This window comes from Acinetobacter sp. R933-2, from assembly GCF_030325485.1.
GTDB classification, from domain to species: Bacteria; Pseudomonadota; Gammaproteobacteria; order Pseudomonadales; family Moraxellaceae; genus Acinetobacter; species Acinetobacter sichuanensis.
The window spans coordinates 35,222-52,314 of record NZ_JACAIJ010000018.1 but is presented as its reverse complement, the minus strand read 5'-3'; the positions used below and the strand labels follow the sequence as shown (position 1 = coordinate 52,314).

Here is a 17,093-nt window from a genome sequence, read left to right as displayed (position 1 = left end):
ATTTAAAAAAAAGAGCGTATATCAAATACGCTCTTTTTTATTTCTAGTTTATGACTCTTTATTGAACTTCATTAATCAAGTTTTCTAAGGAATCATGAGATTCTTGACGTGGTGTTGATGGTTGTTGAGTACGATTATTCATTGCAGGTGGAGCTTGACGCGTAGGTGCAAGTACTTTTTCAACATCATTACTTTGACCTGGTAAATCATCAAAGTCATTTGATGGATTACGAACAGGTACAACAGGTGCAGGACGATAAATTGGTCGAGCCAATGGTGGAGAAGTACGATATTGATCTTTCTTCGCCTGAGAATTATCTTCACTTGCTGCTTGATCACGTTGATCTCGTGCTACAGGGTCTTTAGCATCCTTGTCTAAACGAACCCATGCTGATGGTGTGCCTTCTAGGGCTTTACCCATAAAGTTTGTCCAAATCGGTAAGGCTGCAATACCACCATATTCACGACGACCAAGTGTTGATGGTTTGTCAAAACCAACCCATGCAATCGTCACTAATTTACCATTGAAGCCAGCAAACCAAGCATCTTTAGCATCATTGGTCGTTCCTGTTTTACCCCCAATATCATCACGACCGATTTTTAAAGCGGCACGACCTGTACCATGCACAATTACGTCACGTAAGATATTTGCCATATCAAAAGCAGATTGAGATTTTAAAATACGTTGTGCTTGACGATACTTACTTTGTTCTTCTTTACTCAGTTCTTTTTGCTCAGTTTTTTCTTCATTAGCTAAAGTCTGATTGGTCATTTCAATGACTTCATCATCTGGTGTAGTCGCTTCAGCATCTACTGTATCGTTCTTTTCGTTAATACATGAAATACAAGCATATTCTGGCTTAGCTTCGTAAATGGTTTTACCATAGGCATCTTCAATACGGCTAATGAAATGTGGTTGAACACGATAACCTCCATTTGCAATTGCTGCATAACCTGTCGCCATTTGCACAGGTAATACTTGTGGTGTACCTAATGCAATCGTGAAGTTACGAGGGATTTGATCTTCTTGTAAACCAAAGTCCATCAACAATTGTCGAGCACGTTCAACGCCAACACTTTGTAATAAACGTACAGAAACAGTATTACGAGATAAATACAAAGCACGACGTAAAGGAATCATCCCTAAATAACGACCATCAGAGTTTTTAGGCGACCAACGTCCGATGGTAATTGGATTATCATTCACCATACTATAAGGGGTCATACCACGCTCAAGCGCTAAAGCATAAATAAATGGTTTAATGGTTGAACCTGGTTGACGCCAGCCTTGCAAAGCACGGTTAAATTTAGACTGATAAAAATTATATCCACCAACGACAGCTTCAATTGCACCATCATTTGGATTAATGGCAATCAATTGCCCCTGTACTTTAGGAACTTGAACCAATGACCATGCCGTTTTTTCTTCATTTGGTCGAAGGCGAATAATGTCTTTGACTTTAACGATTTGTGAAGCACGACTAAAACCACCGCCGACACTGTTGGCATTACGATAAGGGCGAACCCACGACATACCTGACCATGGCACAGTGACTTTTGAACCATCTTGCATTAAAGCATCAAAACTATTGGCATAAACTTTAACAACTTGTGCTGGATAGGTATTGGCATAGGCAACAAACTCATTGAGTGGTTTGTCATGCGCTTCAGGACCGCGCCAACCATGACGACGATCATAATCTTCTAAACCTTTTTGAACAGCTTCTTCAGCATATTGTTGACGTTTGCTGTCAATTGTTGTGTAAATTTTATAACCAGAATCAGTTGCTAATTCACCAAATTTTTCAACCAATTCAGAGCGAACCATTTCACCTACATATGGAAATTTATTACTAATTCCACGAGCAGGCATACTTAAATTAATTGGTTCAGCCACTGCTTTTTGATATTGAGCTTGGTTGAGATAGCCTAACTGTAACATACGCCCCAAAATCCAATTACGACGCTCTAAAGCACGTTCAGGATTTGCAACAGGATTGTATTTTGAGGGTGCTTTCGGTAGACCTGCAATCATTGCCATTTGCGCAATGCTAAGTTGATCTAAATTTTTGTCATAATAAATCTTCGCAGCCGCTGCGATACCATAAGCATTTTTACCTAAGAAAATTTTATTGACATAAAGCGTCATGATATCTTCTTTAGATAAATTCTGTTCAATTTTTCTCGCTAAAAAAACTTCAGTTAACTTTCGCTTTAAGGTTCGTTCAGGAGAAAGATAATAGTTTTTTGCAACTTGCATGGTGATGGTTGAACCACCTGTTTGGGCACCTCCAGTGACAGATTCACTGACAGCACGTCCTAAACCTTTAAAACTTACACCGCTATGTTCAAAAAATGAAGAATCTTCAGCAGCTAAGAATGCATGAATAAAATTTTTGGGTATTTGATTGTATTCAACAGGTACAGAAAGTTTGCCGCCATACTCTGCAATTAATTGATTATCAGCAGTATATACCTGCATAGGTTTAAGTAATGGCGCCTTTTTTAAAGAGCTCATTTCTGGTAATGATGGCGCAATATAGAGGTACATTCCATAAAAACCCATCGGTATTGCTATTAAAATAATGATAATCAGCAAAAAAAATGGATGAACATACCCTGAACGAGATAGCTTTTTCATAACAAGTAAGTTTTAATAAGAGCTAATAGCAAACTAATTGACGGTCAGTATAGCTTTTCATTTAGCAGATTGTTAGATGACTTATTGTATCTATAAAAAATTTAGACCAACTGCAATCGGTTTGTGACGTTTTTGGGGATAAAAATAATAGGAATTTAATCGTGCTTAGAATAAGTCGTAAGCAAGTTAAGGGGCTTATAGGGGTAGATATTAGTTCGACCTCTGTAAAGATATTAGAACTCTCTGTTAAGAACGGTCGTTATTGGGTGGAAAGCTATGGACTAAGTCCATTGTTAGATGGAAGTGTGGTTGAAAAGAATATTCTCAACCCAGAAGCGGTATCCGATGCTTTAGAGCGTGCGGTTAACCTTGCGAATCCTCACTCTATGAACGCGGCTGTGGCAGTGACGAACTCTATGGTCATCCAAAAAGTGATCGAAATGGATGCAGACATGAATGATGATGAGCGTGAAGTTCAGATTCGTATGGATGCAGAGCAATACATTCCGTTTCCTTTGGATGAAGTGAGCCTAGATTTTGAAGTTTTACCTGACAAATTAGCAAACCCAAATCGGGTCAATGTTGTTTTGGTTGCAACAAGAACTGAAAATGTGGATTCACGTGTTGAAGTTCTAGAAATGACAGGACTTACAGCGAAAGTTGCAGATACAGAAAGCTATTGTATAGAACGTGCTTTTGAGGTGTTCTCAGATACACTGCCAATGGGTGCAAATATGGTCGGTATTTTAGATATCGGTCATACGATGACAACACTTTCAGTGATGCAAAATGGCAAAATTATCTACACTCGTGAACAGGTTTTTGGTGGCAAACAGCTCACTCAAGATGTGCAAAGTCGTTATGGCTTGTCTTTTGAAGAAGCTGGGCGTGCGAAAAAAGACCGTACTTTACCTGATGATTATGAAACAGAAGTTCTGATTCCATTTCTTGAAGCCGTCGTTCAACAAGCAGCGCGTTCTTTACAATTCTTTTTCTCATCTTCACAGTTTAATGAAATTGACCATATTTTATTGGCTGGTGGAAATGCAAATATCCCTGGACTTGCGAAATTATTACAACAAAAATTAGGTTACCGTGTCACGGTGGCAAATCCATTTTTACAAATGGGATTTTCTCCACAAATTGACCTTAAAAAAATAGAAAATGATGCACCATCATTGATGGTTGCGTGTGGCTTAGCAATGAGGAGTTTTGATTAATGGCAAAGATTAATTTACTCCCATGGCGTGAAGAACTAAGAGAACAACGAAAAAAGCAATTTGTTGCGATTAGTATTGGAATCGCTGTATTGGGGTTTATCATCGTATTATTGGCTTGGTTATATTTCAATGACAGATTGGATGACCAAGAACAAGCAAATCAACTGGTTGTAAGTACCAATCAAAACTTAGATACACAATTAAAAACATTAGATGGTTTGCAAGAACAACGAAATGCCATTATTGAACGGATGAAACTCATTCAAGGTTTACAAGGGCAACGTCCTGTAACTGTGCGTTTAGTCGATGAGTTAGTGCGTGTGGTTCCTTCAGCAATGTACATTACGAAATTTACTCGTGTTGGAGATAAATTTACGATTGAAGGAAAAGCTGAAAGCCCAAATACAGTTGCTGATTTACTGCGTGGTTTAGAAGCTTCAGAATGGTATAGAAATGCGTTTATGAACTCATTCCTTGCGGCAGAAGAAAATAAAAATAAACCGACTACATCAGTTGTACCAAGAGCTGAAGAGTCTTATGGAAGTTTTGTTGTGAGTGTGGATCTTGGAGAAATTGCACAACCTGCAACAACAGATCCTGACCAAACTCAAGCAGTTGGGGGTGTTAAATGAGTCGCCAAGAACTTGATAAAATAGATTCGGTAAAAGATACACCAAAAAAGAAATCTATGTCGGTTGATAAATTTTTTCAACAATTTAACACACTTGATATGAACAACTATGGAAGTTGGCCTATTTCGGTCAAAATTACCTGTTGGTTGTTTATTCTTTTTGTTGTGTGTGCGATTGGGTATTTTTTAGTCATTAAGCCTAAGCTAGATGCGATTGATTCAGCACGAGCACAAGAACAAACTTTATTAAATGAGTTTAAAGAAAAAGATTCTAAACTGAGAAATTTACAGCAGTATCAAGCTCAGTTACAACAAATGCAAATTGATTTTACTCAACAACTTGAGCAACTTCCTAAAGAAACTGAAGTTCCTGATTTAGTTGAAGATATTAATATGACAGGCGTAAACTCAGGTCTGAAATTTAAAAATATTCGACTTGAAAGTGAAGTTCGACAAGAATTCTTTATTGAACAACCTATCGCAATTGAAGCAACAGGGGATTACCACTCTTTTGGTCGCTTTGTGAGTAGTGTTGCGGCTTTACCGCGTATTGTAACTTTACATGACTTTACGATTACAGCAGAGCAAGCAAAAGACAGTAAATCTGATGTTCCAACAGTAAACTATTCTTTAAAAGCAAAAACTTATCGTTATATTGGTACTGATATTGAAACAGTGAAAACAGATAATACCACACAAGCTGGTGTGGCTCCTGCTGTTCCATCAAGTTCAGCTTCACCTGCAGCTACGTCAAGTTCAAGTGACTCTTCAAATACAACAAGTAAAACGGGGAGAAAGTAAGCATGAATTTATTTAAAATGATCGGCGGCATTTCTCTTGCTGTTGTTCTTGTTGGGTGTGATTCACGTATTGACGCGGTGAACCAACAGATGGCTTCGATTCGTAGTCAGCCACCTTTACCGATTGAGCCAGCACCAAGCTTTGATGCTGTTCCAAGTTTTGACTATTCGGCACAACAATTACGTAGCCCATTTTTACCAAGTTCATTGGCAAATGAACTCAAAATTATGGCTGGAAAAAGGGTTTATCCAAATCTTGCTAGACAACTTGAACAATTAGAAAGTTATGCGCTTGAAAGCTTAAATTTCAAAGGCAGTATGAAAGCACAGAGTGGGCAAATTGTTGGGTTAATCCAAACACCTGATGGCAAAGTGGAACGTGTGCAAAAAGGTAATTATTTGGGGATGAATCAAGGGCGAATTATTTCAATCAATCCAACTCGAATTGATCTTTTAGAAATCGTACCAGACGGCAGAGACGGTTATATTGAAAGACCTCGTAGTTTGATACTTATCGGTCAATTAGATTGAGAATGAATGAAGGAATAACAATGAAAAATAGTATTAAAAATTTTTGGGGTGGGGACGGCATATTTATGAACACTTATTTACGTCAATTTTCGATGGCAGCAGTGTCAATCGCAGTGATGCAAGCTGCGGCAGCACAAGTAACAATGACGAACATTGTACCTATGCAGCTACCAGGACAAGGTACTGAAATTCGTGTAATGTTCAATGGCTTACCACCACAACCTCAAGCTTATCAATTAGAATCACCATCTCGTTTGGTACTCGATTTTAATGATACAAAGCCAGCACTGAGCCAAACTGCAATTCCTGTATCAAGTTCTGAGGCATCTTCGATTAATGTTGCTTCTGATGAGAAGCGTTCACGTTTAACTGTTAATTTAAATAATAGTGGTGCATTTACAACACGTGTTGAAGGTAACACTTTTATTTTAAAAATTAATAGTGCAAATCAAACCAATGCCTTGGAAAATTTAGGACCAAAAGTCACACAACCTGCTCAAGGTGTGGCTGATATTGGTTTCCAACGTGGAAATAAGGGTGAAGGTCAAGTCAGCATTAATTTAGCTGGTGTGAATACGCCTGTAGATGTTCAGCAACAAGGCAGTAAAGTTGTTGTTCGTGTCTTAGGCAATAAAATTCCAGCACATTTGATTCGTCGTTTGAATGTCAATGATTTTGCTACACCAGTTGCAACGATTGATGCACATAATGATGGCAGTAATGGTGTGATTACGATTCAGTCTACAGGTAGCTATGAATACATGGCTTATCAGGCTGAAAATAAACTGACGATTAGTCTAAAGAGACCTGAAGATACACGACCAAATAAGCCAGCGTCTAGCCAATCATATACAGGTAAGAAGATTTCACTCGACTTCCAAGATATTGAAGTTAGACGTGTTTTACAACTTCTTGCAGATTTTACAGGGGTAAATATGGTTGCTGCTGACTCAGTTCAGGGCAATATTACCTTGCGATTAAAAGATGTACCTTGGGATCAAGCATTAGATATTATTCTTAAAACGAAAAATTTAGATAAACGTCGCAGTGGTGATGTGATCTGGATCGCACCTGTACCTGAGCTAATCAAATCTGAAGAAGATGAAGCAAAAGCGATTGCTCAAAGTATAAAACTTGCACCAATTCAAACTGAATATATTCAGCTAAGTTATGCCAAAGTTGCTGATGTATTAAAGTTATTAGAAGATTCACGTAATAGTAAAGGGGCGGAAGCAAATAGAACGGCAAATGATACTTCTCTAGCCCTTGAAAGTTTACTCAGCTCACGCGGCAGTGCAGTTGCTGATACACGAACCAATACTTTAATTATCAATGATACGGCTACAAATATTGATAAAGTTCGTAAAATGGTTGATCTGCTTGATGTTTCTGTAAAACAAGTGATGATTGAGGCTCGTATTGTTCGTGCATCTACAGGTTTCTCCAAAGAAATGGGCGTGAAGTGGGGCATTCTTTCTCAGGGTGTAACGCGTAATAATGACTTACTTGTTGGTGGTAGTGATCAAACACTTTGGGATTTAAAGACACCTGATGATGAAGGTAAATATACGATTACAAGACCGCAAAACTTAAACGTCGATTTAGGTGTGGCAAATGCTGCGGGTAAAATCGCATTTGGTTTAATTAGCTTGTCTGACTTTATGCTTGATTTAGAACTTTCCGCTTTACAAGCTGATGGTTATGGTGAAGTGATTTCTACGCCAAAGGTCATGACGGCAGATAAACAAAAAGCTAAAGTGGCTTCTGGTCAACAAATCCCATATACCACGACGACAAACTCAGCAGCAGGATCAACTGCAACTACAGAATTTAAAGATGCTTTGCTTAGTTTAGATGTGACACCAAGTATTACACCTGATGGTAAAGTGCAAATGCAGTTGAATATTAGTAGTGATTCTGCAGGTGGTGTTGCACCAAATGGGGAAATCATTTTGAATAAGAATGAAATCAATACCAATGTGTTGGTGGATAATGGTGAAACTGTAGTATTGGGTGGTATTTTTGAGCAAGAAACTCAGAACACCACGACTAAGGTTCCATTCTTTGGTGATTTACCATATATCGGAAGCTTATTCCGAAAAGATGTGAAAAAAGATAATAAACGTGAGTTGTTAATCTTTGTTACACCAAGAATTATTAATGACAGTCGTAGCAGAAATCATTAATATACTTTCAATGAAAGCAATTCAATAGGTGACTCCTTGCCAAGCAAAGAGTTTGATTCCCTACCAAATTTATATTTGGTAGGGCCAATGGGAGCAGGAAAAACCACTGTTGGTCGACATTTGGCAGATCTGTTAGGGCGTGATTTTTTAGATAGTGATCATGAAATTGAGCGCAAAACTGGCGCAACAATTCCTTGGATATTTGAAAAAGAAGGTGAACACGGATTTCGCTCTCGAGAGTCTACAGTTATAGATGAATTAACCAAGAAACAAAATTTAGTTTTAGCAACAGGCGGTGGTGCAGTCACTCAAGTTCTAAATCGAGATTATTTAAAAAATCGTGGAATTGTAATTTATTTATATACACCTGTAGAGCTTCAATTACAAAGAACATATCGAGATAAGAATCGTCCTTTATTGCAAGTCGAAAATCCTGAACAAAAACTGAGAGAGCTCCTGAATATAAGAGATCCACTTTATCGTGATGTTGCTCATTATATTATTGAGACTAATCAAGGTGCGGCACGAGATTTAGCACAACGCATTTTACAATTGATTATTTCAAAAGAAATTATTTAGTACGAGTTGTTAGGCATAGGTATTCATGCAAACTTTACATGTTGAACTTGGTGATCGTCGTTATCCAATTTTTATTGGTAGTCATTTAAATCCACAACAATTACTTGAGCCTTACATCAAAGGACAGCAAGTGATGATTGTAACCAATACGACTGTACAAGCGTTGTATTTAAATCATTATGTTGAGTCAATTGAAAAATTAGGTAAAAAAGTTGCGACTTGTATTTTGCCTGATGGTGAAAAATATAAAGATATTAATCATTTAAACCTGATTTTTGATGCATTACTTGAAGCGAATTTTAATCGTGATAGTACTGTGTTGGCTTTGGGTGGTGGTGTGATTGGTGATATGGCTGGTTTCGCTTCAGCTTGTTTCCAACGAGGCGTTTATTTTATCCAAGTACCGACCACTTTGTTATCTCAAGTTGATTCAAGTGTGGGAGGGAAAACGGGTATTAATCATCCTTTAGGCAAGAACATGATTGGTGCATTTCAACAGCCTCAAGTTGTTTTAGCCGATATGGCACAGTTAAAAACATTACCTGAACGTGAATTATCAGCGGGTTTAGCAGAGGTTATTAAATATGCTTTGCTTGGGGATGAACAATTTTTAACGTGGTTAGAAGCAAATATAGATGGTTTGGTTGCCCAGGACCCTGAACTTTTAGCAGAAGCTGTTTACCGTTCATGTGCGCATAAAGCACGTATTGTTGCCAATGATGAAAAAGAGCAAGGAGAACGTGCTCTTTTAAATCTCGGTCATACTTTTGGTCATGCAATTGAATCTTATATGGGATATGGGGTTTGGTTACATGGTGAAGCTGTTGCAACAGGTATGGTGATGGCAGCGGATTTATCACAACGTATGGGATGGATTTCGATTGAAGATCTTGAGCGTACAAAAAAAATCATACAACGTGCGAAATTACCTATAGTATGTCCTAAAATTCCACTTGATGAATTTTTAGCATTTATGTCGCATGATAAAAAAGTATTAAATGGGCAACTTCGTTTAATATTACTGAAGCAACTTGGTCAAGCCGTCATCACGAAAGACTTTGATGTTGAGCTGATGAAGCAAGCAATTCTAGCGAATCAAATATAAAAAGGTACGTTTTACATGGCAGCAGTTCGAAAAAATTGGCAAAATATTCAACAATATATTTGGTTAATTATAGGATTGCTGTGCTTTGTTGCAGCACTAATTTTTTGGGCATTAACAGATACCAAAGAATTGGTTGAAGTTGTCAATCCTATAGAAGAAACTCAAGTACAAATTCAACCTGAAAAAGTGGCTGCAACGACTCATCTTGGTGCATTGATGGATGAAGTACGACCACTAGAATTGACAACACGTGTCGTGGCATCAGGAGATCATGAGCCAGAATTTCGTGGTAATCGCTTTTTTGACGAAAATAAAAAAAATTACATCGTAGAATTATTTAAATCTTCAAATGAAGATGTGATTCGTGGATTTTTAATTAAGCAAACTGATCGTAAAAATTTTATTTATTTTCGTTTAAGTGCAGAAGATCAAGCAGAGCAATATGTTGTTGCATATGGTGTCTATAAAAATGATGACCAAGCGAAAGCAGGGTTACAGCAACTTGCTGCTTTAAAACTTCCACCTTCAATTCAACCTAGAGTTGTAAATTTAGAAGCTTATTCAAGTTTGGTGAATGATCTGGGCTCAGATGAAATGCTTGGTGGAAATAAGTTATATGCCATTAACTTAAGATCTGCACCATTACCTATCATTGATGAAACCTTACTGGCTGCTCAACCTAAGCCTGTTGTACAGCAGCCACAACGTAGCACAACAACAAATACAAGCGCAGCTGTAAGTCCTCGTAAAGAAGAAACGGCAGAAGTTAAAAAACCTGTAGCAACGACACAGTCACAAACAGCACCTACCAATACATCAACAACGACGACAGAAAAAAAGCCAGTAACGCATGAAATTAGTGATCCATTTAACTAAATGGTGCTAAAATAGAGCAAATTTGGAGCGAAATAAAAGCAATAGCACAAAAATGGTGCAAATAAAGATAGGTAAAATAAAGCCAGAATATTAAAAGATACTTTATTTTTATAAGATTTGAGTTGTTTAGTGAATGAAAATAAAGTTTGGCATATTTTTTGCTTTATTGGTGCACTAATGAAGTTGATTGTCCCTCTTTTGGAGCAATATAGTTTAATTAGTGTACAATTTTGGTCAGAACCATTGCTTTAAATGAGTGCATGAAGTAAGAAAAAATTTCTTGCAATTTAATCCAAAACTGACTGGAGTAGTGTGAATCTAAGGTGTATTACTAAATAGAAGCTTAATACGCTAAATGATTTTAAATATTAGATTTTTTGCCCATATGGGCGTTGATTAAAAGAAGGGTACGCTATGCACATGCCATCGCCTAATACTGTAGCTCCCGCTCAAGGTTTATACCAACCGGATGAGTTCAAAGATAACTGTGGTTTCGGTTTGATCGCCCATATGCAGGGTGATGCAAGTCATGACTTAGTCAAGACCGCAATTCATAGTTTAAGTTGCATGACGCATCGTGGTGGTATTGCTGCAGACGGTAAGACAGGCGATGGTTGCGGATTATTATTGGCAATGCCAAAAGCATTTTTCCGTGAAGAAGCAAAAAAAATTAGTGATATTACGCTCAGTGAAATTTTTGCAGTCGGCACAGTATTTTTAAATCTGGATCCTGCACTTGCAGCACACGCCAAACAAATTTTAACCAAAGAAATTGAAGATGAAGGTTGCCGAGTGATCGGCTGGCGTGTTGTGCCAACCAATAATGATGCTTTAGGCTCAATCGCCATGCAGTCATTGCCTGCATTTGAACAGATTTTTGTCAATTGCCCAATGGGTGTGACAGAGGTTGAGTTCAATCGTAAATTGTTTATGGCACGTCGTCGTGCTGAGCAGCAAATCAGCAATGACCCGTATTTCTATGTCACAACCTTATGCTCGACTGTGATTAGTTATAAAGGTTTGATGATGCCTGCATATATTGCAGACTTTTATACTGACCTTGCAGATGAGCGTTTAGATTCTCACATTGTGGTATTCCATCAGCGTTTCTCGACCAATACTTTACCGCGCTGGCCATTGGCACAGCCATTCCGTTATTTGGCACACAATGGTGAAATCAATACCATTACAGCGAACCGTAACTGGGCAGCAGCACGTACCCCTAAATTTGAAAACCCATTATTACCAGGGTTGACCGATCTAAACCCAATCGTAAACCGTACCGGTTCAGATTCTTCAAGTATGGACAATATGCTTGAGATTTTGGTCGGTGGTGGTATGGACTTGTTCCGTGCCTTACGTATGTTGGTACCACCAGCATGGCAAAACGTGGAAACTTTGGATGCTGACTTACGTGCATTCTATGAGTTTAACTCAAAACATATGGAAGCTTGGGATGGTCCTGCGGGACTAGTGATTCAGGATGGTCGTCATGCGATTTGTATGTTGGATCGTAACGGTTTACGTCCTGCACGTTGGGTCATCACCAAAAATGGTTATATCACACTGGCATCAGAAATTGGTGTTTGGGGTTACGAGCCTGAAGATGTAGTCTCCAAAGGTCGTGTCGGTCCAGGTCAGATTTTGGTCATTGATACGCATACAGGCAAAATGCTTGATACCAAAGATGTCAGCAATCACCTGAAAAAAATGCGTCCATATCGTGAATGGCTACGTGAAAACTCAGTTCGTGTACAAGGCAGTCCTGAGCTTGAAGAATATTTATGTGACCAAGGCTTAAAAGGCGATGCCTTAAAAGCTGCACAGAAAATGTTTATGGTGACTTTTGAAGAACGTGATCAATTGTTGCGTCCAATCGCTGAAAGCGGTCAGGAAGCAGTTGGCTCCATGGGTGATGATACCCCGATGGCAGTTTTGTCACGCCAGGTTCGCCATGTGACTGATTATTTCCGTCAACAATTTGCACAGGTGACCAACCCGCCAATTGACCCATTGCGTGAGTCCATCGTAATGTCATTGGAAACTTGTTTGGGGCGTGAGCAAAATGTCTTTGAGCAAGGTCCTGAACATGCAGATCGCTTGATTGTTTCAAGTCCTGTTCTGTCAAATTCGAAAATGCATCAGATTCGTACCAGTGGTCGTAAAGGATATGAGATTGCTGATCTTGATCTGAACTATCCTGAATCAGAAGGTCTGGAAGCAGCAATTTCACGAATTTGTGAAGAAGCAGCACAAGCTGTGCGTGATGGCAAAACATTATTGGTGATTTCAGACAAGAAAATCCGTGAAGGTTTCTTACCGGCAAACTCGGCAATGGTCACCGGTGCCATTCACCACCACTTGATTCATGTCGGTTTACGTACCGATGCCAACATCATTGTTGAAACTGCGCTTGCGCGTGATCCGCATCAATTTGCGGTGATTTTAGGTTTTGGTGCAACTGCGATTTATCCATACCTTGCTTATGATGTCATCAATGACCTGATTGCCAAAGGTGAATTACTCGGTGATCCAATCCATGCACAAGCCAACTTCCGTAAAGGGATCGACAAAGGCTTATTGAAAGTTCTGTCGAAAATGGGGATTTCAACTGTTGCCTCTTATCGTGGCGGTCAGTTGTTTGAAGCGGTGGGCTTGTCTGACGAAGTGGTTGCCAAATGTTTCACAGGTGTTCCAAGCCGTATTAAAGGTGCGACTTTTGAAGACCTGGAAAATGATCAGAAAAAATTGGCTGAAACGGCGTGGAAATCACGTAAGCCAATTGAACAGGGTGGCTTACTGAAATTTGTATTCGATAAGGAATACCATGCATTTAACCCTGATGTGATCAATGCGCTACATAAATCAGTACGTTCAGGCAACTATGCTGACTTTAAAGAATATGCAGAGCTTGTGAATAAACGTCCGATTGCCACCATTCGTGACTTATTAAAACTGAAAACTGAAAATTCAATTCCGCTTGAAGCAGTTGAGTCAGTTGAAGAAATTCTGCCACGTTTTGACTCAGCAGGCATGTCATTGGGTGCATTATCTCCTGAAGCGCATGAAGCAATTGCGATTGCGATGAATACCATTGGTGGTCGTTCAAACTCAGGTGAGGGCGGTGAAGATCCTGCACGTTATGGCACAATCCGTAACTCGAAAATCAAACAGATTGCATCGGGTCGTTTTGGTGTAACGCCTGCTTATTTAACATCTGCGGAAGTGTTGCAGATTAAAGTGGCACAAGGTGCAAAACCGGGTGAAGGCGGTCAGTTACCGGGTGGTAAAGTGAATGGCTTAATTGCACGTTTACGTTATTCAGTACCAGGCGTGACTCTGATTTCACCACCACCACACCATGATATTTACTCCATTGAAGATTTATCACAATTGATCTTTGACTTAAAACAAGTCAATCCTCAAGCGATGGTGTCTGTCAAACTGGTGTCTGAGCCGGGTGTGGGGACGATTGCTGCAGGTGTGGCAAAAGCCTATGCTGACTTCATTACCATTTCAGGTTATGACGGTGGTACAGCAGCATCTCCACTTTCTTCGATTCACCATGCAGGTTCACCGTGGGAATTGGGTTTAAGCGAAGCGCATCAGGCACTACGTGTGAATGACCTTCGTGGCAAAGTTCGTGTACAAACCGATGGTGGTTTAAAAACAGGTTTGGACGTTGTAAAAGCAGCCATTCTTGGTGCAGAAAGCTTCGGTTTTGGTTCTACGCCAATGATTGCATTAGGTTGTAAATACCTGCGTATTTGCCATTTAAATAACTGTGCAACGGGTGTTGCAACACAACAGGATCATTTACGTCAGGAACACTACATCGGTGAACCTGAAATGCTGATCAACTTCTTCCACTTTATTGCGGAAGAAACCCGTGAATGGTTAGCGGCATTGGGCGTAGCATCATTGAAAGACTTGATTGGTCGTACAGATCTATTGGAAATGTTACCGGGTGAAACCGCTAAACATACACATTTAGACTTAAGTGCATTGCTTGAGTCGCATCCATCTGCAGAAGGTAAAGCACAATATTGTCAGGTTCAGGGCAATGAGCCATTCGATAAAGGTGTATTGGCGGAGAAAATGGTGGCAGAAATGCTGCCTGCAATTGAAGCAGGTACGGGTGGTGAATATCACTTCACAGTGGGTAACTGTGATCGTTCAATCGGCGCGCGTATTTCAGGTGAAATTGCCAAACGTTATGGCAACCTGAGTATGGAAGCACATCCTGTGAAAATGAACCTGAAAGGTACAGCAGGTCAGTCGCTTGGCGTATGGAATGCAGGCGGTTTACACATCAGCCTTGAAGGTGATGCCAACGACTATGTCGGTAAAGGTATGGCAGGCGGTCGTGTATCGATCTTCCCACCAAAAGGTTCACCATTCCAGACACAGGAAACCGCAATCATTGGTAATACCTGTTTGTACGGTGCAACTGGCGGTAAGTTATTTGCAGCAGGTACAGCAGGCGAGCGTTTCGCAGTCCGTAACTCAGGCGCATTTGCCGTGATTGAAGGTGCAGGCGACCATTGCTGTGAATATATGACTGGCGGTATTGTCACTGTACTGGGTAAAGTTGGACACAACTTTGGTGCAGGTATGACTGGTGGTTTTGCTTATGTACTTGACTTGGATAATGATTTCGTAGATTACTACAACCATGAACTGATCGAGTTAAACCGTATTTCTACAGAATCAATGGAAGAACACAAAGAATTCCTGCTTCGTATTCTGGATGAACATATTGCTGAAACGGGCAGTGCCTGGGCGTATAAGATCCGCAATGAGTTTGATTTCTACAGCCGTAAATTCTGGCTGGTGAAACCAAAAGCGGCGAATTTACAAACGCTTTTGAAAAGAACTCAAGCAGATCCACAATAATTCTACGACTCAAATATTAGGTAGGTGTGGATAACTTCAACGATATACACAAGTGAATGGTATAGAAGTGATCCACATCCAACCCACGGAGATTGACATGGCAGAACGCCTCAATAATGACTTTCAGTTTCTGGATGTAGCACGCCAAGATCCAGAGAAAAAAGATATTAATGTCCGCAAAGCAGAGTTTGTGGAAATTTATAAACCTTATACAGCAGAAGTGGCAGCCAATCAGACCCACCGTTGTTTAGGTTGCGGTAATCCTTATTGTGAATGGAAATGTCCAGTCCATAACTACATTCCGAACTGGTTAAAATTGATTGCGGAAGGTCGCATTTTCCAAGCGGCTGAACTGTGCCATCAGACCAATACTTTGCCTGAAGTCTGTGGTCGTGTATGCCCACAAGACCGTTTGTGTGAAGGGGCATGTACCCTGAATGATGGTTTTGGTGCAGTGACTATTGGTAATGCTGAAAAATACATTAACGATACGGCATTTGCTTTAGGTTGGCGTCCAGACATGTCGTCTGTGAAATGGACAGACAAAAAAGTCGCGATCATTGGTGCAGGTCCTGCGGGCTTGGGTTGTGCAGACATCCTTGTGCGCAATGGTGTAAAACCAGTCGTCTTTGACAAACGCCCTGAAATTGGCGGCTTGCTGACTTTTGGTATTCCAGAATTTAAAATGGAAAAAGATGTGATGAAACGTCGCCGTGAAATTTTCACAGGCATGGGCGTGGAATTCCGCTTAAATACTGATATTGGTACAGATATCACCATTGACCAATTGCTTGCAGACTATGATGCTGTGTTCATGGGCATGGGAACTTATACCTACATGAAAGGTGGTTTCGCAGGTGAAGATCTGGATGGTGTGGTGGATGCGCTCGATTTCCTGATTGCCAATGTCAACCGTACTCAAGGCTGGGAAAAAGATCCATCTGAATACATTAGTGTAGAAGGCAAAAAAGTCATCGTTTTAGGTGGTGGTGATACTGCGATGGATTGTAACCGTACTTCGATTCGTCAGGGTGCTCAGTCTGTAACATGTGCATACCGTCGTGACGAAGAAAACATGCCAGGGTCACGTCGTGAAGTGAAAAATGCGCGTGAAGAAGGTGTGGAATTCCAGTTTAACCGTCAGCCGATTGAAATTGTGGGTGAAAATGGCAAAGTGACTGGCGTCAAATTTGTAACGACTCAATTGGGGCAACCTGACAGCCGTGGTCGTCGCAGCCCTGAACCTGTACCAGGGTCTGAGGAAGTGTTACCAGCAGATTCAGTTTTATTGGCATTTGGTTTCCGTACTTCTCCTGCTGATTGGTTTGGTGCTTCAAACATTAACCTTGATGGTTCAGGTCGTGTGATTGCAGCGGAACAGCAACAATATAAATTCCAGACATCCAACCCGAAAATATTTGCGGGTGGCGATATGGTGCGTGGCTCTGACCTGGTTGTAACTGCAATTTGGGAAGGTCGTCAGGCAGCAGAAGGTATTTTGGATTACCTTGACGTTTGATTGGACGATCTCGTTAAAACTCCAAAGACCCATTTCCAGAACCCGCAGCAATGCGGGTTTTGTTTTTACGATGAAAGGTAAAGTAAGAATGTAAAATTTTATGTTTTTA

General features: G+C 40.1%; 11 protein-coding genes. 10 read left to right on the top strand and 1 reads right to left on the bottom strand.

Annotated elements, in window-relative coordinates; all coding sequences use genetic code 11:
* Nucleotides 1-58: 58 nt before the first annotated feature.
* Nucleotides 59-2,641, bottom strand: coding sequence for a penicillin-binding protein PBP1a (gene ponA / locus HX005_RS16845; protein ID WP_286378238.1), 2,583 nt, complete (start codon nt 2,639-2,641; stop codon nt 59-61).
* 161 nt (nt 2,642-2,802) lie between these two features.
* Between ponA and HX005_RS16840 the strand changes: the two genes are divergently transcribed.
* The 10 genes from HX005_RS16840 (at nt 2,803) to HX005_RS16795 (ending at nt 16,984) form a co-directional block, all read left to right on the top strand.
* The gene (locus HX005_RS16840) at nt 2,803-3,861 is read left to right on the top strand and encodes a pilus assembly protein PilM (protein WP_107008408.1); all 1,059 of its coding nucleotides are present in this window, start codon (nt 2,803-2,805) and stop codon (nt 3,859-3,861) included.
* Nucleotides 3,861-4,493, top strand: a complete 633-nt coding sequence (locus tag HX005_RS16835) for a PilN domain-containing protein (protein ID WP_107008407.1) — start codon at nt 3,861-3,863, stop codon at nt 4,491-4,493. Before HX005_RS16840 ends, HX005_RS16835 begins: the two co-directional genes overlap by 1 nt.
* 56 nt (nt 4,494-4,549) lie before the next feature.
* Nucleotides 4,550-5,293 (top strand): type IV pilus inner membrane component PilO, encoded by a 744-nt coding sequence (locus tag HX005_RS16830; RefSeq protein WP_502872765.1) that lies wholly within the window; start codon nt 4,550-4,552, stop codon nt 5,291-5,293.
* Between the two features lie 2 nt (nt 5,294-5,295).
* A complete protein-coding gene (locus tag HX005_RS16825; protein ID WP_286378236.1) occupies nt 5,296-5,823 on the top strand; it encodes a pilus assembly protein PilP in 528 nt (175 codons plus the stop codon).
* A gap of 20 nt (nt 5,824-5,843) precedes the next feature.
* On the top strand, nt 5,844-8,009 hold the full coding sequence (locus HX005_RS16820; RefSeq protein ID WP_286378235.1) for a type IV pilus secretin PilQ: 2,166 nt from the start codon (nt 5,844-5,846) through the stop codon (nt 8,007-8,009).
* Between the two features lie 36 nt (nt 8,010-8,045).
* Complete coding sequence (aroK, locus tag HX005_RS16815) at nt 8,046-8,588, top strand: shikimate kinase AroK (RefSeq protein WP_286378234.1); 543 nt, start codon at nt 8,046-8,048, stop codon at nt 8,586-8,588.
* 25 nt (nt 8,589-8,613) lie between these two features.
* Nucleotides 8,614-9,693 (top strand): 3-dehydroquinate synthase, encoded by a 1,080-nt coding sequence (gene aroB, locus HX005_RS16810; RefSeq protein WP_286378233.1) that lies wholly within the window; start codon nt 8,614-8,616, stop codon nt 9,691-9,693.
* A gap of 15 nt (nt 9,694-9,708) precedes the next feature.
* Nucleotides 9,709-10,569 carry a hypothetical protein gene (locus HX005_RS16805; protein ID WP_286378232.1) on the top strand — a complete coding sequence of 287 codons (861 nt, stop codon included), beginning with the start codon at nt 9,709-9,711 and terminating at the stop codon, nt 10,567-10,569.
* Between the two features lie 420 nt (nt 10,570-10,989).
* Complete coding sequence (gene gltB / locus HX005_RS16800; protein ID WP_286378231.1) at nt 10,990-15,465, top strand: glutamate synthase large subunit; 4,476 nt, start codon at nt 10,990-10,992, stop codon at nt 15,463-15,465.
* A 97-nt stretch (nt 15,466-15,562) separates the two neighbouring features.
* Nucleotides 15,563-16,984, top strand: a complete 1,422-nt coding sequence (locus HX005_RS16795; protein WP_286378230.1) for a glutamate synthase small subunit GltD family protein — start codon at nt 15,563-15,565, stop codon at nt 16,982-16,984.
* Nucleotides 16,985-17,093 lie beyond the last annotated feature (109 nt).

What these genes read in the sequence shown, in the direction of transcription:
- ponA (WP_286378238.1), bottom strand. Translation starts at nt 2,641, where the DNA reads ATGAAAAAGCTATCTCGTTCAGGGTATGTTCATCCATTTTTTTTGCTG.
- HX005_RS16835 (WP_107008407.1), top strand. Translation starts at nt 3,861, where the DNA reads ATGGCAAAGATTAATTTACTCCCATGGCGTGAAGAACTAAGAGAACAA.
- HX005_RS16830 (WP_502872765.1), top strand. Translation starts at nt 4,550, where the DNA reads ATGTCGGTTGATAAATTTTTTCAACAATTTAACACACTTGATATGAAC.
- HX005_RS16825 (WP_286378236.1), top strand. Translation starts at nt 5,296, where the DNA reads ATGAATTTATTTAAAATGATCGGCGGCATTTCTCTTGCTGTTGTTCTT.
- HX005_RS16820 (WP_286378235.1), top strand. Translation starts at nt 5,844, where the DNA reads ATGAAAAATAGTATTAAAAATTTTTGGGGTGGGGACGGCATATTTATG.
- aroB (WP_286378233.1), top strand. Translation starts at nt 8,614, where the DNA reads ATGCAAACTTTACATGTTGAACTTGGTGATCGTCGTTATCCAATTTTT.
- HX005_RS16805 (WP_286378232.1), top strand. Translation starts at nt 9,709, where the DNA reads ATGGCAGCAGTTCGAAAAAATTGGCAAAATATTCAACAATATATTTGG.
- gltB (WP_286378231.1), top strand. Translation starts at nt 10,990, where the DNA reads ATGCCATCGCCTAATACTGTAGCTCCCGCTCAAGGTTTATACCAACCG.
- HX005_RS16795 (WP_286378230.1), top strand. Translation starts at nt 15,563, where the DNA reads ATGGCAGAACGCCTCAATAATGACTTTCAGTTTCTGGATGTAGCACGC.